Origin of the sequence: Bacillus sp. LBA3-1-1.1 (genome assembly GCF_040676495.1) — a bacterium.
GTDB classification, from domain to species: Bacteria; Bacillota; Bacilli; order Bacillales; family Bacillaceae_G; genus Bacillus_A; species Bacillus_A nitratireducens.
Genome location: NZ_JBEGIB010000022.1, coordinates 183,551 through 206,427 on the forward strand (window position 1 = coordinate 183,551; position 22,877 = coordinate 206,427).

Here is a 22,877-nt window from a genome sequence, read left to right on the forward strand (position 1 = left end):
ATTATCGTTTTATTTCTGTTAGTTTTTGTTATTGGGACAAAACTATTCCATGCATCTATTAGCTAAAAAATTCTCCTTTGAATGATTAACTATAAAATTTCTCATTCGCATATCCCTAAAATTGGAAATCGTACTATGATAACAAAATAGGCATTCTATATTTTGAAGTACATTTATAAGGAGGAATACTACATGACAGTACGTACTAAACTTAAACAAACTATCGCTGGATTAAAGAGTGCTCAAGCATGCCTAGAAGGATTTGTTCTTGATACTGATAACAAGCAAGCAAAACAATTATATAAAGGTGCAGCACAACAAACTCAAGAAATTATTGAATCTTTAAATCCTCGTCTTCAACAAATTGAACATGAAGAGCCTCAGTACAAGTAATAACATAATACCTTTCACATAGAATATCGTCCCCATGGAAGAGTGCCCAGCTTAAATAACGATTATCATAATGCTGATTACGATTAAAGGGTATCGCCATATGCCCATCAACTTAAGAAACGGAATACACAATCTGCGTATGCTTTTATGAAACGACTCGTTCAAACTTTTGGAGAACCAACGGTTCTAACAACAGATAAGGCCCTTTTTTTACTTTGTTCACTCTAAAAATTAAAGGTGAATGACTTTTATAAAAGTACTACTCATTCTACAATCAAACATTTCAATAATTACATAGAACAAGATCATCGCTATGTAAAGCGCCGGTTTGCTAAATCCTCAGGATTCTAACACTTCGCATAAATCTGTCCTTATAGGTCAAAATATGTAAGGTATTGTGCTGGAATGCACTTGCCTATTCTAAATAAGGAGTGAGATGAGTGGCTGATAAAAACGAACGTAATCGTGTCGATAATGATGCTGGCGAAGCGGTAGGAACTGGTGTCGGTGCTGTCGCTGGAGCTGCTATGGGTTCTGTTCTTGGTCCACTTGGTACCGTTGCAGGAGCTGTTGTAGGAGGAGCGATGGGTAACAAAGTCGGCGAAGGTGCCGATGAGGCTAATGACAGTGTTGCGAACCGAGAAGATTAGACTTTAACCAAAGTGACACTGAATGAATTGGATTCCCAAAAAGGGAGTCCTTTTTTTATTAAGTTAATTCAGCTTTTTTAGGTAAATTCCCAGTAAGATTGTGAATCAATTCACTTAAAGTAACGTGTGCGTTAGTTCAACAAGCTATAAGCAGCAATCATAATCATTTTCTTGGTCTTCCGCAATCGGGCGCTATTGCTGAATAAACCTTAGATTATCAATCGACTTTATTGTTATATTTTTGAGTACAGTGAAGTATCTTATATCGGAAATTAAACAACTATATTTTAACCCCGTCCTAAATTTAGAACGGGGTTATGCTTGTTTTAGCTTTTTAAATTTAACAGCACCACCTAAATGGAAGTTTTATCTCGAAACGAAGAGGTAACTCCAATTCTAAAAGAAGGGCCTGAAGTGTTTTGGAGTTTGTAGAGTTGATAGATGCTTTAAAATATGTTTCACCAAGTCGTGATAAACCTTTTAAAGCTTATAAGCATATTACTGAAAATTGGGATGATAACTGGGATAGTGTAAATTCACAGTGGAAAAATATAATTGGAGGATTATCAATTTCTAGTGTCCAAGGTGAAGCATTCAAGGAAGTTACTAGTACCATAGAAGGTTTCTTTAAGGAACAGGAATGACTTAATAGTCATTCCTGTTTGTTTTTTTGCGGTATCAAGTTAAGAAGCACATTCTTCCCCAAAAATCATAAAAATGAACTTCGGTGCTATAAAAAAATTCCATTTAGGGGGTACTTTAAAATATCCTAAAACAAAAAATGAGCTAAATCCTCCTAAATAGCTATATAGAGATAAAGTTGTTATTACAACATATTTTCCACTTTCAACTTAGTTATCATTAGAATGTTTTTCTATAAAATCAAGGATTCTGGCATTAACTTCGTTAGAGAACTCACCATTGATTGCGTGAGATGCATTTTTCCAGTTAACTATATCTATATCTTTAACGTATTTTTTCCCAGTTTCAACTGCTTTTACGGAATTGTGCATTGTACTTTTTTCCGCCATTAATGCAAGCACTGGAACATTGATATTTTTCAAGTCTTCTTTACTAAATAGATCCGGTGCTGGTGTTTTAAGTTTATAGTTACGCATACCCGACTCGATTAACTTAGCGATAGGCTCATCGTCATTTGTTTCTGCTCCTCCAGATACATAGCTTAACATCTTTTGTCTTATAAACTTAGGTACAATAGGGACGGCAGCTGGAATAGATGCAAGAATCATCTTTATGGGCATTTGCGCAAATACAAAGACTGGGTCCAATAAACTAGCCGTAGCAATATGCTCTGGATTATATCTGGCCAAATTCATTGTTGTCCAACCTCCAATGGAGACACCCACGATATGCACTTTTTCTAAACTTAATCCTTCAATTACTTCATTTAACCATTCTGCTTGTTGTTTTTGGTTTTCAATCACCTTCGTTTGCACACTCATTCCAGGTTCACCGAGTAAATCTATCGTGTAAACAGGCCTTTTCTCCCTTAGCCCTTCTAAATTGGGTACCCACATTGGAGTAGATGCACCACGTCCAGGGAGTAAGAGTATTGGCTCCTTATGTTTGTTTTCCTCTTTAGTAAAGTAATAAGTACGAATTGTGCCGTATTTAGTTTTTATATCTTTCGTATCGTTAGGTTTTGGAAGAAGTGCCATTGATTCATCGTAGGCAATTTGAAAGTCTTCCTTTCCTTTTTCAGATGTAAAGTGACCAATCCTATTATCATCTCTATTCACTTGAATTCCTCCTTTCTACAAATATATTGATGAACTTTATCAATATATTCATGACAATAATCCGTTGAAAATTTATCTTCTTTAAGCCAAAACTCTCATTTAGAAAAAAGAAAAGACACCCTAAGGTGCCTTTCTCCGACTTGAACCATCTTAATTTTAATAATATGTATTGGACTCCCATCCAAATATTATTTTACCATGTTAAGTTGTTTTGTTCATTGAGAAATATGGTTCAAATCTATATTTTGTTTTAACTACCTTTTTAAAGAATCTTCTAGGAATCCTTCTAATTCCTTTTTGATTTCTTCAGGTTTCATCTGGTCAACTGGTTTATAATTACCATTAGCATCATAGTTAGCCGAATCCTTTTTAGGATCATATGTAGATGGTGCCTCTTGTCCTACAGATGAAGAAGGAACTGCGTTGGAATTCGTAGTAGTATTAACAGGTTCTTCTTTTTTCTTTATTTGATTCATATCAGAATTATAATCTGACTTAGTGTATTTTTTATTATCATTAATTACTAATTCTTTATAAAAAACATCCATTGTGTATTTGTCATTGCCATCAGAAATATGGAGATTGTCATAAATGCAACGGTTGTCATTCCCACATTTAATTAGGCTTGAAGATCCATCTAGCTTATTAACAGCATCTTGCATCACTTCATATTTTTCCATTGTTTCTAAATCAGAGAATCGTTCATCTACATTTATATTAATGTTTACTGAAGTTCTATCTTCCTTTTTACCACCTTCTTTGTAACTAGCCTCTTCAATATACGGAAACAACTTGCTATCTTGTAATTTTTCCGTAGCATCTTCTTCTACAACTTTCATGTCTGCTGAACAACCAGTGAATATAAGACACGTAGTAGCTATCAATAAACTCATAAATACTTTCTTCATATACATCACCCCTGCTTTTATTTATGTCTGAGGACAAAATAAAAGCACTCTTTCGAGTGCCTAATTACGACTAACTCCCAATTTCGATTCAACTTCAGTTAAACTAGCTACAGCATTGATTAGTTTTTGATCAGAAAGTTGGATTGATTTTTGAGCTTCATCCATTCTTTCTTTCATTGGAGCTACCCCTTTTATTCCTTGAGTCACAGCTCTTCCAGCATTACTTCTATAGTTCGTTGCTAGTCCAAAATCAACTCTGAATTTCTCAATCTTCTCTTTTAATACAGGATCGTTTAGCTTCGCACCGCTTTTAAACGCAGTATTTTTATTGGATAGTTCATCGTATCGATTTGTAACTGACTCCATTTTCTCTTTTAAAGTGTTCTTGTCAATAGATGCAGGATCTTTGCTTGCTTCGCCCCAAATAGGTCTCCAGTCCTGATTCCAAATTTCATCATATTCTTTTATCATGGCATCAATAGTAGGCTTGATTTCGTTTTCGTATGTAGCCTTATCAGCGTTTACAGCTGGCTTAGGTTCTTCCTTTTTCTTAGCTTCATCTTGTTGCTTCTTCTGTTCTTCTTTCATTGGAGCATCCTTTTTGCTTTCTTGTTTTGGATTAGTAGATGCTTTTTCTTTCGAATCATTACTACCATCAATAACTGCAGCAACAAAAATGATGACTACAATTGCTATTACCCCTAAACACCCAAACTTAAAAATTTTACCCATTATGTAGTTCCTCCAGTTGTTAAATGTAAGATTTACTGCACAAGCATAACAGACACAGTTACAACTATTTTGTCATATTCTGTCGAAGAGTAATAAAAAAGACACCCTAAGGTGCCTTCCTGCGACTTGAACCAGCTTAATTTTAATAATATGTATTGGACTCCCATCCGATTTTCATTTCACCGTATTTATCCATATTTTTAATCAGGAAAATATGAACAACATAGTATCTTATTGCTGCTTGTTCATAGCTTTTATCTGTTCTTCATACACATATTTAGTAGTCATGAAGTCGTTAGGGAAGTCGCTGATCGCTTTCTTCATAACGTTCAGTTCCTCCTGGGATTTTAGTTCAATACCATTTAAATGGTCAAACGCCTTAGATTGTCCCTCTGCTACGTAATTCTGTGTCATGTAATCATCTGGGAAGTCTTTCTTTGCCTTTTCTTTGACGGCATTCATAGCAGCTGTTTTATCGATATTTTTAATAGGATTTGTAAATCCCGATGCAGATTGGTGAACATCTGGTTTAGGTTGTTCTTTCTTTTCTGGTTGAGCTTTAACATCTTGTCTAGGTTGTTCTTGTTTTATTTCTTTTTTCAGTTCGGCGGGAGTTGTTGTAGCTTCTTCTTTTTTGTTTTTTCCTCCAACAACAACAATTACGACGACGGCAATAATAAACCAAAACCACCACTTTGTATAAAACGAGTTTTGCATAGTTCTCTTCCTCCGATTATAGGGAATGTAGCATTTCTCATCCAAGCATAACAAAAATGGTTATAACTATTATATCGAATTTTGTCGCCGAAAATAAAAAAAGAGAACTGTAGCTCTCTTTTTAGTAAAAACACTAAGTTTTTATTAGCTTTTTTTTGCCCATTTATCAGATATAAAATCCAAAATTTCTTGTTTTGAAATTTCACCATCAGTGTAGACATGAATTGCATCCCCTATATCTACACTAATTAGTTGATTAATAAAATCATATAAAGCGTCCATAGTAGAATGAATATCAAAAGAAACCCCTAAATCTGAGAACTCTATATATGTTAAATATCTTTCCTGTTCCATATCCAAAAGAACGGAAATTAATTCTAATTTTTCATCCAGAGAAATATCATCTGCTAGATCATGTTTGATGTGAATTAGGCGTTCTGTAAACTCTTCTTCAGCTTCTGAACCTTCACAATAAGGTGTACCATTTTCTAAATATACATCTTTAAAGACATCTTTTAATAACACATTGACAGCATCTTCAACTTCTAACATAGTAAAGATTTCATAAATGCCATCAAATCCAGCGTCGGAAATTGGTCTTAATCCTTGCATTATTGATGTTTCTAAATCTAATAGTTTGGTTACTAAATCAACCTTCCTCACTTTAATCCCTCCTGTTTCTATGAAACATCTCATTTTATTATGAATTATTTTAGTGGTTATAGTAGTATGTATCTGTGCGTATGCACAGGTTCTGCTAAAGGGGATCCCTCCTATCATCTTCTCTCTTCATATAACCGATTTGCTTTATAGGAGAAAATAAAAAACATACATGTCGCAACGGAAGTCCTCTCCTTAATGCAAATGGCGTTTCAAATAAGAATGACCATAGAAATGATACGCCTTGCTTATCCCATAATCCTGGCGTCAAGGTTAGACTGTATATATCAAATGCAGGAATAACTTTATAACCCATACTAAAAACGCTACCTTTTTAAAAGATAGCGTTTTTAGTATTACCCCTGCTTATTCTTCGCTTTCATTTGCTCTTCATAAACAAACTTCACTGTCATAAAGTCATTTGAAAAATCTTTCAATGCATTCTTCATCACATTTAATTCTTCTTGTGATTTGATTTCTACTCCATTTAAGAAGTCAAATGCTTTTGATTGCTCCTCAGCAACAAAGTTTTGCGTCATGTAGTCATCTTGAAAATCTAGCTTCGCCTTCTCTTTCACTTTATTCATTGCCTCTGTTTTATTTATACTTTTCACAGGATTTGCGAATGCGCCCGTAGGCTGTTCTGGTTTAGGCTCTTCTTTCGTTTCTGGCTGTGGAGCTGGTGCTGGTTGTTGTTTCGGCTGTTCTTGTTGAACTGGCTGCTGCGCTACTTGTTGCTCTTTTTTCGCTAATTCATCTTTTAACTTCTTAACTTGTGCATCAAGAGATTTATTTTCAGTTTCTAATAGCTTCTTATCACCTTTTAACTTTTGCGTTTCTTCAAAATGCTCATCTACTAATTTATTATATTCTTTCTCAGTGTACATTCTTTCACTAGTTGATGTTGATGTCGTTTTCCCTTTCGTGACAACTACATTAATAATTACAAGTAAAACTGCGATTCCTATTAACGCAGCAAAAATCTTCTTTTTATTCATTTCTAATCCTCCAAAATGTCAAATTTTTAAGGTTATCATAACAGATGCAGTTATGTCCCTTTGTCACATTATGTCGAACTGAAATAATAAAAAAGCATCTGAAACAGATGCTTTCTCATTATCAATATATAAATGTAATCGTCACCAAAGTATACCCTTCTTTTGCATTATAGGGCTCCGATTTATAAGAAACACGGTTTGATCCTTTTGGATAACCGATTTCTCCAATTACCTTTTTCACATCTTGTAATGCACCATTCATTGATTGCTTATACAACACTTCAATCTTTTCTGGCTTTGCACTATAGCGCTGCTGCATTTTACTTTTTAATTCATTATAGCTATTCGCGATGTATTCATTTCCTAAATAATTTAACTTTGTATCTTTCAAAATTTGTTGGTATGCAGGAGTTTTCGTACCACCTGCCGCAATTTTATTTGTTAATGTACTATAATAGTTTGTTGTAGCTTGCGGATAGTCCCCTCGGTTCCACACGTGATTCTTCGCAATTTGCTCATCTGATAAGTTGAAATAAGAATACGTTACGCGGCCTTGTACATCTGGCACTGGATCATCAAATGTTGTATCGAGATGGTACCATTTGTTATCGATTTTCACTAAATTCCAAGCATGAGGCTGACCGTCTCCAGTCCCTACTACAAAATGATTCTCAATTCCAGCTTCTTTTAATAATTGATAGGTTAATAGTGTGTAACCTTGGCAAACGGCAGAACGATTCGCGAGTGCCTCATATGCTGTATACGCTTTATAAGACGTATCGTAAGAAACATGTTTTACAACATAATCATGAACCGCCTTCACTTTTTCATGGTCATCCATTCCCGTTTGAATAATAGAAGAAACGATCGCTTTCGCTTGTTTCATCACATACTCTGTTTGTTCTTTCGTTTCGCGATATGTAATATTTAGCTTAAATGTATAATTTCCAGGTGATCCAGAAATTCCATATGAAACATTCGACCTATTATAATTTGTATACTCATTTTTATTTGCGACTTCTTTATATGCGTTAAAAAGTGTATTCATCACTTCTTCTGCATTACTATTTTTCGTTTTATATGGAAGTGTAATGTTCGTTTCGTACGTATTAATACGTGTTTGCACTTCATTTTTGAATGCTGTTAATAATGCCGCATCTCCTGTATCTTGCACCGCAACCTCAGGCTTTTTATGTTTCAATGCATTATATAAAAACTGTGCATACTGTTCACGCGTTACCGTTTTAGCTGGTTCAAATTTCCCGTCCCCTGTACCAGATGCAATCCCGTTTGACTGCACCGCACTAATCGCGTTTTCTGCGCGGCTAACAGAATCTTTCGGTCTAAAACCGCCATTTCCATCACCTTTAAAAATCCCCAATTTCGTTAACGTTAAAACCTCTTCCGGAAACATTGTAGAACCTGAGCGAATATCACGATACGGATTGTTTAAAATAGACCCATCTTTTAATACATAACGAGCACCATCATTACTAAACGTACCACCTTGCTTATTCGGTACTAACACACGATAAATTAAAGCTGCAACTTGCTCCCTCGTCGCAACATCACCAAAACCAAACTTTCCATTTCCATAACCTGAAATAATATTTTTACCCGCTAAATCTTTAATCGCCGGATAGGACCAGTGCGATGTTGGTACATCAGAAAAAACGCCCGCTTCAGCAGCTTTCACATCACTGCCATTTGTATATAATAACGCACCACCAATAAGTGATAATGATGTAATTGATTTTAATAGTTTTGTGTACATAATGCATTCTCCCAATACGTCTTCTATTTTTTGTTTTTTTTGTCGAAAAATCTAAAATAATATGACAAAACACATTATACAATTAAAACTTTTCGGAGGATATATTAAATTTTAAAATATGCAAAAACTCATATTACTATAGTAATTCATACTAATATCATGCTATTTCACTTACGAATATATAAATAAAAAGAAAAACACTAATGTAACATTGTAAATATACATATCGCTTTTTGAGCTTTTATTTCGCTAAAATGTAGCCTAAAAAACAATGCTATCTCCATTAAAATTACAATATAATCCTGAGAACATACCTTTTAACATGATTCATTGTAATTAACTTAACTTTTTATTTGCTAAGAAACTTCGCAACAGAACCTAGTAAAGTCTCAAAAAACAACTTATTATCAATCAATATTTAGTAAAAATATATTAATTCTTTAGAATTTCTTTAATTTTCATTATTCTTTGTTTAAGGTTATCCTTTATATTTATAATGTGTTGAATTTATCATATTGAGGCAGAGTTTCACATGACTATAAGCAATTCGAAAAATGGAAAAAACAAGGTCCCCATTGGATTAATTATACTGTTTTTTTGCGTCTTTTATCTATTTATGTTAATTACTATGCAGCTAAGAAAAGTACAATTTATTGATGGATATACATATAAGAATGTAGTTAAAAAACGAGAGAATACGACAATTAATATTACAGTTCTGTGTGGGAAAACTTGGGTAAATTCAAAGGCATTAATACGGCAATTGATTGGGATCGTAATTACGGAAATGGTAACATATGAAAACGATGGAGAGAGGAAATAAAATGAATTTAGTGAACTTACGTCCTAAACAGCGGTCTAAGTATCGCATTCTACTAGGGACATGGTATTACTCTACAAAGAGGTACATTCAGTGGTTAGCAGATGGAAAAACATATGCAAAAACGTTTCAACAAGAAAAGTTACCCTATACAGCGATTCAGCACCGAACGATACTACTTCGTAAGCTCAAAGATGTAGATATGTGGTATCAACAAAATAAAGTTGTTAATTTGAAGATTGCTATTAAACAACTAAATGGTATCGTCATTAGACCGGGAGAAACATTCTCTTACTGGCGTTTAATAGGTAAGCCTACGAGGAGAAAAGGGTATGTAGAGGGCATGATACTACACTATGGATCTTTTCAAGCAGGCATTGGAGGAGGGCTTTGTCAGCTTTCAAATTTAATATATTGGATGACCTTACATACACCATTGACAGTAACAGAGCGATATCGTCATAGTTTTGATGTCTTTCCTGATTCCAAGCGGACCCAACCATTTGGAAGTGGAGCGACTTGTTCTTATAATTATTTGGATTTACAAATCAAAAATGAAACGGACCAATCGTATCAACTTCACCTTTATATTACAGATAAGCATTTAGTCGGTGAGTGGAGAATTGCCCATCCACAGCTTTATCAATATGAAGTATATGAAAAAGAACACTCAATCCAATCTGCATACTGGGGTGGTTATATACGACATAATGTTATTCAACGTAAAGTATATAATCAACAGAAACAGTTTATAGAAGACCAATATGTAACGGAGAATCACGCTATAATGATGTACGAACCACTATTAGCTTATAATAATGAGGAGGGTAAGTGAAGGTAACATTGGTGTATCAAGTATTTTTGTCTAGTAACACACTACATGCCTCTCTTCATATAATTAATAGGCACAACCCTTTTTGCAACATAACTTTTTCTTGTTAAAAAACTTTGTAACAGAACCTCTTTTTAGGTTCTAGTGTGAAAATAAAAGGATGTGATAATTAATTTTTTCTGTACATCATAAAAAATCAATTATCAAAGTCTTCTTTAAATGGTCTTAAGGATAATAACAATACAATTATACTTATCATTTCTTACAATCAAGTCTGATAAGTATTTTGTAATTTAATAAAAATCTCGTATGAGAATGTATTTTTGCTCATGCATTTCAATTAATTTGAATCATGCTACATTATAATTTATTTCTACTTTTAAAACTAAAGCGACATGCTACATAAATCTATTTTGATTTCTCGACATATAAATCGCTGCTATGCAGAATATAACAGGACCGCTACTGACTTTCTCCCTTTGTTTTATACCTCTCATGTGGAAGTAAAAGGGAATTATCTGACGATATCATTTCTCGTTTTATTGAAAATGAATTTTATATCTTCCTTTCCAATGAACTGGTTCCTAAACTAAACTGCCACATTTCTAGAATAAGAAAAGAGCTGTCCATAAGTCGGTTTCACCAACTCATAGGGCAGCTCCCTCTTAATTTCACCTTATTCTATCGATGAATCCAAACTGCACCTGCAGACTTGTCTTCAGCTTGACCTACTACTTCAAACTTCAATCCTAGTTTTGGTAACTTACGTCCTGCATCTGGAATAACGCTGTTGATGTACTGCTTAGAATCATCAAATTTTGCAACGCCTGGTAATCCTTTATAGTCAAAGATACCGCGAGTTGGCGAATCCACTCTCCATGCTGGCGCTTGATCAAATGAGAATGCCGCATCGGCAATTTGATAACGCGTACTGCTCTTCACAGTCGGTTGTCCGTTTAATGTACCTACGATTGCCTCTGGATGAGAATCTACTACTCCTAAGAATCCTTCACCTGGATGAACGCCTACCCAGTTATCTGTAAAGCTTTGATCCGCATACCATACAACCATTCCTGTATTAAAGACTGGACCACGCGCATGTTGTAACGCCGTGTCAGAACCAGCGTAATTTCTCCACTCTACATAGTAGTTATTTTTTTTCTGTTCCAATCCGTTAGATACAGTAAATCCTTTTAACGTCATTGCTGGTTGACCTTCTGCATCATCAGAGAAAACAACTTTCCCATCGACAGTTAATGCAGCATTATCTAACGCAAATCCTTTATAAGCTACTGCAATATCTGTTAAATACTCAAATTGTAGTTTTACTTTTTTCCCTTTGAATTGGCTTAAATCGTATGTTTTATCAACCCATTTACCATCAGTTGTATCTGCGCCGCCTTTTACATCTTTTTCGCCCATTCTATCAATACGTGTCTTCGTTCCGTCTTCTGCAATCGCATATACATCAAGGAAATCATACTTCGCTTCAAGTTCGTAGAATGCCTTATAATCAAACTTAGCATTCGTTGCATTTGTTAAGTCAAATACTGGTGTCTCAAGTGTTGTATGAATGTCATTTCCTTTTGTACTGTAATAAAACTTCTTACCAAATGCTGACTCGATATTTTTAATATCTTTATCCGGCAAGTTAACACGAACGATTCCTGGTCGTTTTGATTTTGTAACACTTTGATCTAAATATGTTGCAACACCGACTCCCGTGCGAAGTTTATCATAATCTACCTCAACGATATTCGCCCAGTTGCCCTTCATATTCTTTTGGAAAAACTCTTTATTTTGTGGTGAGAAACTTGTTGGCTCTGTTCCTGCAATTTTTCCAGCCCAGCTGCCGCCGCTCATAATAGACCATGACTCAACAGGTTCACCTTGTCCTGAGTACTTTGTATCATACTCATCTGGTAAGCCTAAATCATGACCATACTCATGCGCAAACACACCAACCGCTCCATCTTCAGGCTCGATTGTATAATCATATGCAGCCATCTTTCCGCCCCAATTCGAAACAGAAGATTTTGTGCCATCAATCGCATATGGTTTTGATCCAAGTTTTGAACGATGAGACCAAATTGCATCATCTTTCAATTTACCGCCGCCAGCTTCTTGACCAACGCCAGCATGTACAACCATTAAATGATCAATAATGCCATCTGGCTCGTTTTTATTTCCATCACCATTTTGATCGTATTGATCAAATTGATCATAATCTGCTAAATTAATTCCTTTTGCTACCGCTGCTTTTAATGCTTCTTTCACAAAATCACGCGGCCCTAAAGGACCCTTGTTATCATGACCAGTTCCTGCATCCGAACCGTAATCTGAAGCTTTCCCTGGAACAGTAAGCCATTCCGTTACAGTTCCATCAACTGTGTAGCTCCCGCCAGATTGTTCTTCATAATATTGTTTAAATGTATTAATCTTCGATCCATCAAATAACGTAAATGGTTCATCACCAAATAACATTTTTTGATAATGTTCACGATTAAAGTCCTTAGAATACATGTATCCTGGCTCTTGATCAATATTGTTATGCTTAAAATCGCTAAATTCTACGAGTAAAACAAGTACTTTATCTTTTCGAACATCTCCGTTGTACGCTTCTTGCTTCGCTGGTGCAGTAGGTACTTTTCCATTTAATTTACTAGAATTCAATCCTGCACCTTGTCCAGCTACTGGCCCTACTGTTGGCTGCTGCGCCTGTTCATTTTCCTTCATTTTTGCATCTTTTACTTTTTTCATAAAATCAGAAGCTTCTTGCGTAAGACTATCTCCTGTCAAGATTTCTTTACCAGGGTTTTCCCCTTTCTTTTTCTCAACATATTTTTCGACAGCCTTTGACGTCTCAGCTTGTGATGCAGATTGATCAATTACGCCCCTTTGTTTTAGCGCTTCTGCCAAACGCTCCTCCGGTATTAAATGCTCATCTATTGGTAGAGATGGTGTTGGTGTTTCAGCATACGCCGCATGACTTCCAAAAGCAAAACTACTACTTAGTACTGCCGCTGTTGCTAAAACTGATAACGGTTTTAACTTCTTATTCTTTTTCAATGCATTTCCTCCCCAGTGTCTGCGAATTATCGTTTTTTTTGCCGATAGAAACATAATATTCTCTTTATAGAGAATATTAAATGTTTTTCAACAATTAAATGTTGAGAAATATTTTTTTGTGCAGGGGGAAATGCGTGAGATAATAAATTAAAATACAGAGGACGGCACCTTATAGGGGGTCTTTTTTATGAATAGCCCTCCTATGAAAAGTGAAATAAAATAAAAAAATGCTCCGATACTGGAGCATTCAAAATAGTATAACTACATCGACCACAATACAAATAACAATAAAATAGCTACAAAAGTAGCATGCCACCATTTATACATGACTAATATACCGATATATTCTCGTAAAAATGCACTTGGTAAATAATATCTTGCTGTGTTAGAACCAACACCTTCACATTTCAAACCCGATAATCTTGCATAAATACTAGCTCTAAATACATGATAATTATTTGTAACAAATATACTCTTGTGGTCAGTTTTTATAGTGTCCATAATCTTTTTAGAAAATAGCATATTTTGCAATGTGTTTCGAGACTTATCTTCCGTTAACACATCTTTCTCATTCATGCCTTTTTCCACTAAATATTTTTTCATAGCAGCCGCTTCACTTACTAATTCATCTGGCCCTTGTCCACCAGAAACTATAATTTTAGGGCTTCGGCCATACTTAATATACTCATCCATCCCTTTATCCAAACGAGATGCTAATAATGGAGGCACTCTATCCCCACCAATTAAACCTGACCCCAAAACAATAATAAAATCAGGTATGTATTTTACCTTTATAAAATGATAAAGTACTGCATAAGTTAAGTAACTCATAAATATATATGCAAAGTATAAAAATAACAGTACGACTGTTACATAATACATATAGAAACTAGGATGATACACACTAAATGCAAGTTTCATTAATAAACCAATAATACCAAATACTGCAAAACTTAATAATAAAGATAATAAATTACCTAATCTTCTTCCTTCACGTTGCATCATAACTTTTCCATTAAATAAAAGATACAGAGCAACAAACAATATCCCTAAAGGGATTAATCCAAAAACTATTCCTAATAATAATAAGCGAGAAAACTCATTAACCTCTGATTTTGATAAAGCATCAAAAATACTTAGGAAGAAACAGCCTAAACTTAATGTGAGAATAAAAGCTAAACTAATTCGTCTCCGATCTTTAAAAAATAAAAATAAAAATAATATAAACAATAAAGCCCCAGCAATTATAAAATTAAACATCACATGCTCCTTTCATCTATAACTATTATACTGAAAAAGTAAGCATAGAATTTTCTAACTACTTTTGTTCATTTGTTTCGCCACTTCTTTTTTTAGATATATCAATCAACTATATTAAAAATCCCCTCCACCTTAAGGTAGAGGGGTTCTTCTAATTTCTATTTCAAACTGCCCGAAATCTCCGTAAAGATAACCCCAACCTGCATCAGGGTATCCTAAACTTTTCCCAGCAACTACAGCTCCTCTACCGAACGATCTTTCACCGATAAAATGTGCTATCTCTTCTTTTTTCTTATATTTGTACCAGGACCATATTTTTTAATCAACATTATTTAACTGACTCTACTTGTTTTTCTAGTTCTATTCCAAGGAATTTAGCAAGCTCAAGCATACCAAATTGATTCGCTACAGACTCTGCGTCAGAATTATAGTTTGTGTTTGTATTAATATCATACGTATAAATTGTTCCATCCGAACTGCGAATAAATTCAATACCAGCAACGGTAATTTTATTTTCTTTCAAAAACTCTTTGTACTGTTCAATAATTGGCTCTTGGAAGTCCGATATAATTTCAAATTTTGTTGACGACTCTTTCTTACTCTCTTCTCCTACTGGGCAAAAAGCATCTTGAATAGAGCACGCATCTGCCGGGCAAAGCTCAAATCCTTCTGATGTATCTACTTTAACTGCATATACAAACTGACCGCCTACAAACTCACAACGTGTAATATACGGTTCTGGCGCTTCAATATATTGCTGGATTAAAGTAATTCCATCAATAGGTTCTTCAAATGTCGGCCCATCCAAATATTGCTCTAAAGCATCAATGGAATGAAAAAGTTGAACACCAAGGCCTTTACCTGCACGGTTATGCTTTGTAATCAACGGTACTTCCCCTAACTCCCTTGCTGCTTTTACTATATGATCACGGCCAACAGCGCCAATTGTTTTCGGCACTTGTATCCCAAAACTTCTTAATGCTGCATATTGATTCAATTTACTTACTTCAAGGCGTAATGCACGAGACCCATTAAATACTGTTCGTCCGTATCCCTCTAGCCAAGCAAGAACCCCTTCAGTCAATTCAGGTGCATATCGATGCCCTCTCGTATGTGAAGAAGCACTCATGCGGCTATAAAAAACACCTTGGGGAGGTTCTTGTTCTAATGAAAGTGTTCCCTCATTTAAAAGCCATTCCTCATACGGTAACTCCAGCTCTTCCAGCCTTTTCACCAAATGATCCGTCCATTCCTTATTTTCATGTAATATGTAAATTTTACTCATTTGTAATCAATTCCTTTCTTTTTGCTTCAACTAATGGCATCACTTTTTCAGAAAATCGTTTCATCTCTTCAAGCTGCGGTGAAAATTGTAAAAGTAATAACGTAACACCCACTTTTTCAAAAGCAAGTATCCTTTCTGCAATTTGTTCTGGTGTTCCGATTAAATTAGGACGTAACCCGCGATTAGATACGGAATAATCATTTAGCTTTACTTGCTGTTCCAAATGCGACTTACTAATAAAATCTTGGTAACCCGCATAACCTAAAGCATCGTCCTTCACATCCGTTACGCGTCTCCATTCCTCTAATGCCTCTTCTTCTGTATCACGACAAATGACGTAAGCCGCGAGCCCGAATGATTGCAATGGCTCCTCTGTAACTTTCTTTCTACGATTCTTCATATCTTCTATTTTCACAAATACTTCTTCCACTGTTCCGCCATGCATTACATATGCATCCGCGTGATTTACAATTACTTCTTTTCCTCGCTCACTCTCACCACCTGCATAGATCTTAATGCCTTGTTTCTGCACAGGTTTTGGACTTAAATGTGTATGATGAAGCTCATAAAAGTTCCCTTTATAGGAAAACTCTTCTTCTTTCCAAAGCTCTTTCAAAACTGTTACAAATTCCTCTGTGCGATCATACCGTTCATCATGTGCGGTAAATACCCCGCCGTACTGCTTCGCTTCTTCTTCCCACCATGCTGAAACTACATTCAATGTAAAACGGCCATTACTTAATTGATCGATATTTGCTGCCATTTTCGCTGTAACTGCTGGATTGTGAAAACCAGGTCTTACAGCTGTCATAATCTCTAATCGATCCGTTACCGCAGCAAGTGCTGCCGCAGTTGTCCACGCTTCTAAACTTGGTGCTGAAACACCTTTTATATCATTTAAGTTTAATTCCGCAATAAGTGTTGTTGAAAAACCTAATTGTTCTGCCGCTTGCGCTGTTTGTTTTGCATACTCAAACGTAGGCGGCATAGATTCATCATCTACATTTCGAAGCCATCCCCCAAAAATCGGCAACCAAAAACCATACTCCACTACCTATTCCCCCTTTAACTTTTAACCATAAAAAAAGCTACTCTTAACGAAATAAGAGTAGCCTTCTTGACTAAATGAACCGCTCTTATCTTTCAGGTGTTTTTCACCTGCAGGATTTGGCACCTTTCGTCTAAAACGAGGTTGCCGAAGTTTCATAGGGCCCGTCCCTCCACTTCTCAACATAAGAATTGTTTGATTTCCATTTATTATAATCATCAGAATAATAAAAGACAATATTTTAATACTTATTTTTCCGATAAATATTAAATGATATATGGAAAATCATATTGTTATAGAGATTTATAAGGGTATTATGTTGTTTTACTTGCGAATATATAAAGGGGTATGTTGTATCATGTCGAAAACATCATGTATATTGCTTTACTTCTATCTTAAAAATACAGCAAAAGAGGTGTTAGTAGCATGAAAAATAAACGATGCGAGAATTGTGGTTCTACTACATTTAAAGAAGGCAGAGTTGGATTTGCCTATCATGCATATGTTTGTGAAGATGATTCTAGTAGGCTCTTTTCAGTGGGGAAACGTTCCAAACTATTAACTACATTTTGTTTAGAATGTGGTGAGGTGAAATCATTTAGAGTGGAGAAGCCGGAGATATTTGAAGAATAAAATAATACTAATTACATATTATGAAGATGTTTATTAATGATACAGTAGGAATGATAACAACGGACGATTGCGCTACAACTAGAGTAAATACACCAATCATATCAATAAAAAACAAGAATAAGGTGTCTAAAAGACCCCCTATTTTGATCCAATAATGAGACATTATGTTAATCTTAATAGAATCGCTTTATAATATGTATAGTTGCACAAAATTGAGAAACTTAAGGAGACAGATACATTTTATGAGGAAATTATCCATATTACTTACTTTAATTCTAGTATTAGTCAGTGTTACGGCTGCTTGCACACAAGATAAAAAAGATAGTGCTGTTGAAAATGGTCCAATAGAAGAACCAACCGCCAAAAATGAAAATGAAAAATCAATAAATTTTGAAGAAGAAGAATATATGAGACGCTTGGAACAAGGTATTTTATTAGTTGGTGAGAGTGCAAAGGGAGGCTATTACTTGACCGCCGTTCAAAGTGCATATTTAAATGATAGCAACGATTCTATCGTTGTTAATGTCTCTGTAAAAAATGTACGGGGTCAAATGATTGGTCTATCAGAATTAAAATATAACTTAAAAGATGAAAAAGACGGAAAGACCTATGAAGGAAAGGTGCTTGATCAAAACCCTTCTGATATACAAGTTAAACCAAATGAAACGGTAGAATTGAAAATAGCTTTTGAAGTACCAGGTACCGCAGATGAATATATGTTTTATATTGAAAGCTCTTTAGAATCTCTAGAAGCACACTGGAAAATTGATAAGCTGCAATCACAAAAAAACTAAGTCTAAAATACAATTTAATTGAAGACATCTCTCAAATAAGCAAAAAGCACTGAAAAATTTGATATAGATACAAATGAAGAATATATAAAAGTCCCTCCGCCCTAAGGCAGAGGGATTTTCTCATTCCTATTTCAAACTACCAGCAATCTCCGTAAAGATAACTCCAAGCGCATGTGCACCTGCATCAGGATATCCTAAACTTCTTTCACCAACTGTACCGGCGCGGCCCATGCGAGCGACGATTTCTTTCGTATACTCTGCTCCTTTAACCGCTGCTTCTGCACCTTTTTCAAAGGCAGTTTTCACGTCTACTTCGTTTGAAGCGCTAGCTAACCAAGAGTCTACACATGGAGCAAGTGCGTCAACAAGTGTTTTATCACCAACTACTGCTCCTCTACCGAATGATCTTTCACCGATAGATTGTATGCCTTGCAGTGCCGCTTGTAACATTTCAGCGAATTCTTTCACTGTTAACTCATGCTTCTCGCCGGCTGCTTTACTAGCTGCGCGGAATGCTCCGCCCCAAATTGGACCAGATGCGCCGCCGCAATGTTCCATAATAATCATCGAACAACCGTCAAGGAATGATCCGATCGTTACGTTCTCTTGATCTACAATAGAATGCCACTCACGTTTTAATTGCTTAAATCCTTTTGCCACACTCATTCCGAAGTCGCCGTCACCTGCATGTGTATCTAACTCACAGAACGGTACTTCGTTTTTAATAATAACGTCGCTCATTTTATCAACGAGATAAATCATGTTGTTTAATGTAATGACATTATTTTTAATAACAGCATGCTCTTCCGCTGTTTCTATTTCAAAGGAAACTTCCTTCTCTTCTGCTCCTTCAAGCACATTCACGTACTCAACACTTTCAACTGGCCCATCTACTTTAAATGCTGGTGTATTACATTCTTTCGATAACAATGTTTTTAGCTCGTCATCTAACTTCATCACTGTTAAAGACATACCAGCCATATCGATACTCGTCATATAATTACCGACGAATACTCTATTAATTGTAATGTTTCTAGCAGCTAATTCTCTCGTAACTGCGTTATTAAATAGGTAAAGTTCTTGCAGTGGTGTTCCGCCAAAACCATTTACTAAAAGCGCAATTTCTTCGCCACCTTTTACTCCTAAATCTTTTATTAAATCATTTGTCATACGGTTAGCTAATTCATCTGCTGACATCGTTTTTTCACGTTTAATACCTGGTTCGCCGTGAATACCTACGCCGTATTCCATTTCATCTTCCGCAAGTGTGAAAGTAGGTGATCCGCTCGCTGGAACTGTACAAGAAGTTAACGCTAAACCGATTGTGCGCACGTTAGCCGCTGCTTTTTCCGCTACAGCTTTCACCGCTCCTAAATCCATACCTGCTTCCGCTGCTGCGCCGGCAATTTTATGAACTAAAATAACTCCCGCAACGCCGCGGCGTCCTACTGTATACAGACTATCTTCTACCGCAATATCATCGTCTACTTTTACGTAGTCGACTTCAATTCCATCTTCCATCGCTAAATGCGCACCATTTTTGAAATTCATAATATCGCCGCTATAATTTTTAATAATTAATAACGTACCTTTTTTACTAGCTGTTTCTTTAATTGCTTGATACACCTGAATTTGTGAAGGCGAAGCAAACACATCTCCGCACACTGCCGCATCTAACATTCCTTTTCCGACTAGACCTGCATGCGCTGGCTCATGACCACTACCGCCGCCACTAATTAACGTTACTTTATTTTCGTTCATTTCTTTCTTCTTAATGACTTTATATTTTTTCAAAAGCTCAAGCTCTGGATGAGCCATAACCATTCCGTTGCACATTTCCATTACTAATGTTTCTGGTTTGTTTATAATCTTTTTCATTGTGCTTCTCCCTCAATTCCTTTAATATATTGTGATATATTTGAAATCTTCTTCTTACTACTTATGTTAAAATGAAAGCGTTTTATAGTAAACGGACAAAATGGACAATCTGTCTAAAGACACCGCTCTCATTTGTAGGTAGGATTTTCATATTACTAACATTCTAGGGTAACTAACTGTTACGATTTATTTAACCAATTATAACTAAAGTTAATTAAATATATCAGTAAGCCCTGCTAGTCAAGTAATTGGCTAGTAGTGAGGGTTAACTGCGGGCAATCCCTAAAGCTGATTGAACTACAACGTGGCTAGAAATGGTGAGCGTGAATGTCGCGAAAGCAGAAAAAATCAATCAGATGGTGCAAGGTTAAATCCTAAACACTAGAACAATGGGTCTTCCGCCTCGAATCATCTAAGTCAAAATGGATAAGATGAACGTTCAACGACTATCTCGTATAACTGACGAGAGTACATCACAAGCCTATGGTGGTGGAAAAATCCTCTATCTTTAAGTAGATAAACATATAGTCTGCGCTCATGTGAAAACATGAGAAGTTCATAAGAGAACTGGCTAAGGAATTGCGCCCTTAGTTGAACAAGATAAATTTTATTGAATCTATCAAACTTCATTGAAAATAACGAACGTACGTGCTATGTTTGGTTCAATGAGGTGAGAATAATAATGAAATTTTCACGAGTTAGTCAAGTATCAGAATTAACAGGTTTGCATCCGAGTAGTCTAAGGAGAATGCTGGTGGAACACGCTACTATTCAGAAGAACAAATCTTTCATTAAAGGAGTTAAATTCTGATGATATTGGCGAAGAAAGTCAGACTAATTCCAACGCCTGAACAAGAAAAAGTGCTTAGAAACCATGCTGGTGCTGCAAGATTCGCTTATAACTATTGTAAAAGAATGAGTGATAGATATTATAAGCTATTTGGAAAATCTGTTTCACAGTTAGCTTTACAGAAACGATTTACAAAGATCAAGAAGCGAAAGAGATATGAGTGGTTAAATGACATCAACGCACAAGTTCCCAAACAGGCTTCAAAAGATTTTGATACGGCGAGAAAAAATTCGTTCAAAAAGTACAAAAATGGTTATCACACTTCTTATAAATCCAAAAAAGATTTAATCCAAGGATTTTATGCCAATTATGAAAGACTGATTATAGGAAAGAAAGTAGTTCATATTCAGTCCGTTGGAGAAGTGAAAACAAGCCAACAACTACCAAGAAACAAAAAACCATCAAATCCAAGAGTTACATTTGACGGTCGTCACTGGTGGATTAGTGTAGGATTCCAAGAAGACTTTGAATTACAAGAACTAACCAATGAGTCGATTGGTGTGGATGTTGGTTTAAAAGAGCTGTTTGTAGCTTCTAATGGTATGAAAGAACGAAATATAAACAAAGATGCCAAGGTTAAAAAGCTTTTGAAAAGGAAAAAGTTAGCACAAAGAGATATGTCTAGGAGATTAAAAAAAGGTGTAAAAATTCAGTCTGCCGGATATGAAAAAGCTAAAACTGAGCACCTGCGGTTATCTAGGAAAATTACGAATATCCGAAATAACCATATCCATCAAGCAACAGCTAAATTGGTGAAAACCAAACCAATGAGGATCGTTGTGGAAGACTTACCTATCTCAAACCTGTTAAAAAACAAAAGACTATCGAAAGCATTTTTATTTCAAAAATTAAACTTCTTCTTTCAATGTTTATCATACAAGTGCGAGAAGTATGGCATTGAGTATGTAAAAGCTGATAAATGGTTCGCCTCAAGCAAGATTTGCTCATGTTGTAGCGTTAAATACGACCATTCAGTTCAACCTGAAGGACAGTGGAGTTTAAAAATACGTGAATGGTGTTGTGTTGGGTGCAATAGCCATCACGATAGGGATTTAAATGCTTCGATAAATTTATCAAGATGGGTAAAATAAATGCTTGATAGTAGGAGGTAACGATACTGCCTCGTGTGGAGTGTTATACCCCTCGTCCCTTTGGGGCTGCGAGAACACGATGAAGCACTAACTTGTGTAAATTTGATTGAATTGTATAGATTTAGTTAAGTTTATCGTATCGGATGATTCAGATGACCTCTTCTATAATTTCTAAAAAGATAATCGCGAACTCATTGAAGTATTTAATGGAAACAGAGTCGTTTCATAAAATATCAGTGAGCGATATTATGTTACACTGTCAAATGCGTAGGCAAACCTTTTATTATCATTTTAAAGATAAATTTGAACTATTAAGCTGGATTTATAGAGAAGAAACGAAAGAAAACATTATCGACTTTCTCGACTATGAAACATGGGAAAATATTTTTGATTTATTATTTGATTACTTTTACGAAAATCAAAAATTTTACCGAAATGCATTTAAAGTCATTGAGCAAAACTCTTTTAATCACTATTTATTTGAGCATACGAAAAACTTATATATGAAGATTATTGATGAATTATCTATGAGCTGTGGATTCAGCCTTTCTGATGAGACAAAAAATACGATTGCCTCCTTTTATAGTCACGGCTTCGTTGGAACGATAAAAGATTGGATTGAAAGCAAATGCGAAGTAGATCCGTCCATTATGTCTTCTCTCATGAAAAATATGATAAACAATCAATTACTACTTTTACTCAAGCAATCAGCAAAGTAATTAAAG

20 protein-coding genes, 1 pseudogene and 1 riboswitch are annotated in these 22,877 nt (G+C 35.4%); of the genes and pseudogenes, 9 read left to right on the top strand and 12 right to left on the bottom strand.

The annotated features are described in order from the left end of the window. The first annotated feature begins 192 nt into the window (after positions 1–192). The 4 genes and pseudogenes from MRBLBA3_RS18070 to MRBLBA3_RS18085 all read left to right on the top strand — a co-directional run bounded on the left by MRBLBA3_RS18070 (position 193) and on the right by MRBLBA3_RS18085 (position 1,687). Positions 193–393 (top strand): DUF1657 domain-containing protein, encoded by a 201-nt coding sequence (locus MRBLBA3_RS18070; RefSeq protein WP_363382714.1) that lies wholly within the window; start codon positions 193–195, stop codon positions 391–393. A gap of 114 nt (positions 394–507) precedes the next feature. Continuing rightward, a pseudogene (locus MRBLBA3_RS18075) lies at positions 508–720 on the top strand (DDE-type integrase/transposase/recombinase); the annotation flags it as partial. Between the two features lie 113 nt (positions 721–833). Next, positions 834–1,043, top strand: a complete 210-nt coding sequence (locus MRBLBA3_RS18080; RefSeq protein ID WP_328025195.1) for a glycine zipper domain-containing protein — start codon at positions 834–836, stop codon at positions 1,041–1,043. 419 nt (positions 1,044–1,462) lie between these two features. Next, positions 1,463–1,687 carry a hypothetical protein gene (locus MRBLBA3_RS18085; protein WP_002035172.1) on the top strand — a complete coding sequence of 75 codons (225 nt, stop codon included), beginning with the start codon at positions 1,463–1,465 and terminating at the stop codon, positions 1,685–1,687. A gap of 207 nt (positions 1,688–1,894) precedes the next feature. On the opposite strand, the gene MRBLBA3_RS18090 is transcribed toward MRBLBA3_RS18085, so the two are convergent. The 7 genes from MRBLBA3_RS18090 to MRBLBA3_RS18120 form a co-directional block, all read right to left on the bottom strand. Beyond that, positions 1,895–2,803, bottom strand: a complete 909-nt coding sequence (locus MRBLBA3_RS18090) for an alpha/beta fold hydrolase (RefSeq protein WP_044741172.1) — start codon at positions 2,801–2,803, stop codon at positions 1,895–1,897. A 254-nt stretch (positions 2,804–3,057) separates the two neighbouring features. Then, positions 3,058–3,717: a hypothetical protein gene (locus MRBLBA3_RS18095; protein WP_363382719.1), complete on the bottom strand. Its 660-nt coding sequence runs from the start codon at positions 3,715–3,717 to the stop codon at positions 3,058–3,060. A gap of 54 nt (positions 3,718–3,771) precedes the next feature. Beyond that, positions 3,772–4,443 (bottom strand): ribonuclease, encoded by a 672-nt coding sequence (locus MRBLBA3_RS18100; protein ID WP_193663877.1) that lies wholly within the window; start codon positions 4,441–4,443, stop codon positions 3,772–3,774. A gap of 231 nt (positions 4,444–4,674) precedes the next feature. Further along, a complete protein-coding gene (locus MRBLBA3_RS18105; RefSeq protein ID WP_363382722.1) occupies positions 4,675–5,160 on the bottom strand; it encodes a hypothetical protein in 486 nt (161 codons plus the stop codon). Between the two features lie 144 nt (positions 5,161–5,304). Next, positions 5,305–5,823: a hypothetical protein gene (locus MRBLBA3_RS18110; RefSeq protein ID WP_363382724.1), complete on the bottom strand. Its 519-nt coding sequence runs from the start codon at positions 5,821–5,823 to the stop codon at positions 5,305–5,307. 353 nt (positions 5,824–6,176) lie between these two features. Then, positions 6,177–6,818 carry a hypothetical protein gene (locus MRBLBA3_RS18115; RefSeq protein WP_363382727.1) on the bottom strand — a complete coding sequence of 214 codons (642 nt, stop codon included), beginning with the start codon at positions 6,816–6,818 and terminating at the stop codon, positions 6,177–6,179. A gap of 121 nt (positions 6,819–6,939) precedes the next feature. Continuing rightward, on the bottom strand, positions 6,940–8,592 hold the full coding sequence (locus tag MRBLBA3_RS18120; RefSeq protein WP_363382730.1) for an S-layer homology domain-containing protein: 1,653 nt from the start codon (positions 8,590–8,592) through the stop codon (positions 6,940–6,942). Positions 8,593–9,416: 824 nt separating this feature from the next. Between MRBLBA3_RS18120 and MRBLBA3_RS18125 the strand changes: the two genes are divergently transcribed. Next, the gene (locus MRBLBA3_RS18125) at positions 9,417–10,247 is read left to right on the top strand and encodes a VanW family protein (protein WP_044741177.1); all 831 of its coding nucleotides are present in this window, start codon (positions 9,417–9,419) and stop codon (positions 10,245–10,247) included. Between the two features lie 678 nt (positions 10,248–10,925). Here MRBLBA3_RS18125 and MRBLBA3_RS18130 read toward each other — a convergent pair. The 4 genes from MRBLBA3_RS18130 to MRBLBA3_RS18145 form a co-directional block, all read right to left on the bottom strand. Continuing rightward, a complete protein-coding gene (locus tag MRBLBA3_RS18130; RefSeq protein WP_363382733.1) occupies positions 10,926–13,313 on the bottom strand; it encodes an immune inhibitor A domain-containing protein in 2,388 nt (795 codons plus the stop codon). A 261-nt stretch (positions 13,314–13,574) separates the two neighbouring features. Then, positions 13,575–14,573, bottom strand: coding sequence for a YdcF family protein (locus tag MRBLBA3_RS18135; RefSeq protein ID WP_363382736.1), 999 nt, complete (start codon positions 14,571–14,573; stop codon positions 13,575–13,577). 328 nt (positions 14,574–14,901) lie between these two features. After that, complete coding sequence (locus MRBLBA3_RS18140; RefSeq protein ID WP_363382739.1) at positions 14,902–15,858, bottom strand: ATP-grasp domain-containing protein; 957 nt, start codon at positions 15,856–15,858, stop codon at positions 14,902–14,904. Then, the gene (locus MRBLBA3_RS18145; protein WP_044741180.1) at positions 15,851–16,909 is read right to left on the bottom strand and encodes an LLM class flavin-dependent oxidoreductase; all 1,059 of its coding nucleotides are present in this window, start codon (positions 16,907–16,909) and stop codon (positions 15,851–15,853) included. The genes MRBLBA3_RS18140 and MRBLBA3_RS18145 overlap by 8 nt, the downstream gene beginning before the upstream one ends. A gap of 82 nt (positions 16,910–16,991) precedes the next feature. Next, positions 16,992–17,097: riboswitch (SAM riboswitch) on the bottom strand. Between the two features lie 235 nt (positions 17,098–17,332). Between MRBLBA3_RS18145 and MRBLBA3_RS18150 the strand changes: the two genes are divergently transcribed. Together MRBLBA3_RS18150 and MRBLBA3_RS18155 are read left to right on the top strand one after the other, a co-directional pair. Continuing rightward, a complete protein-coding gene (locus MRBLBA3_RS18150) occupies positions 17,333–17,539 on the top strand; it encodes a hypothetical protein (RefSeq protein ID WP_000792082.1) in 207 nt (68 codons plus the stop codon). A gap of 242 nt (positions 17,540–17,781) precedes the next feature. Beyond that, positions 17,782–18,333, top strand: coding sequence for a DUF4352 domain-containing protein (locus MRBLBA3_RS18155; RefSeq protein WP_363382743.1), 552 nt, complete (start codon positions 17,782–17,784; stop codon positions 18,331–18,333). Between the two features lie 126 nt (positions 18,334–18,459). Here MRBLBA3_RS18155 and dhaK read toward each other — a convergent pair whose 3' ends face one another. Beyond that, positions 18,460–20,211: a dihydroxyacetone kinase subunit DhaK gene (gene dhaK / locus MRBLBA3_RS18160; protein ID WP_044741184.1), complete on the bottom strand. Its 1,752-nt coding sequence runs from the start codon at positions 20,209–20,211 to the stop codon at positions 18,460–18,462. 810 nt (positions 20,212–21,021) lie between these two features. Here dhaK and MRBLBA3_RS18165 point away from each other — a divergent pair. Then, entirely contained in the window at positions 21,022–22,152 is a 1,131-nt protein-coding gene (locus MRBLBA3_RS18165) for an RNA-guided endonuclease InsQ/TnpB family protein (RefSeq protein WP_363382746.1), read from the top strand. Between the two features lie 152 nt (positions 22,153–22,304). Then, on the top strand, positions 22,305–22,871 hold the full coding sequence (gene dhaS / locus MRBLBA3_RS18170) for a dihydroxyacetone kinase transcriptional activator DhaS (RefSeq protein ID WP_044741186.1): 567 nt from the start codon (positions 22,305–22,307) through the stop codon (positions 22,869–22,871). The last annotated feature ends 6 nt before the right edge of the window (positions 22,872–22,877 follow it).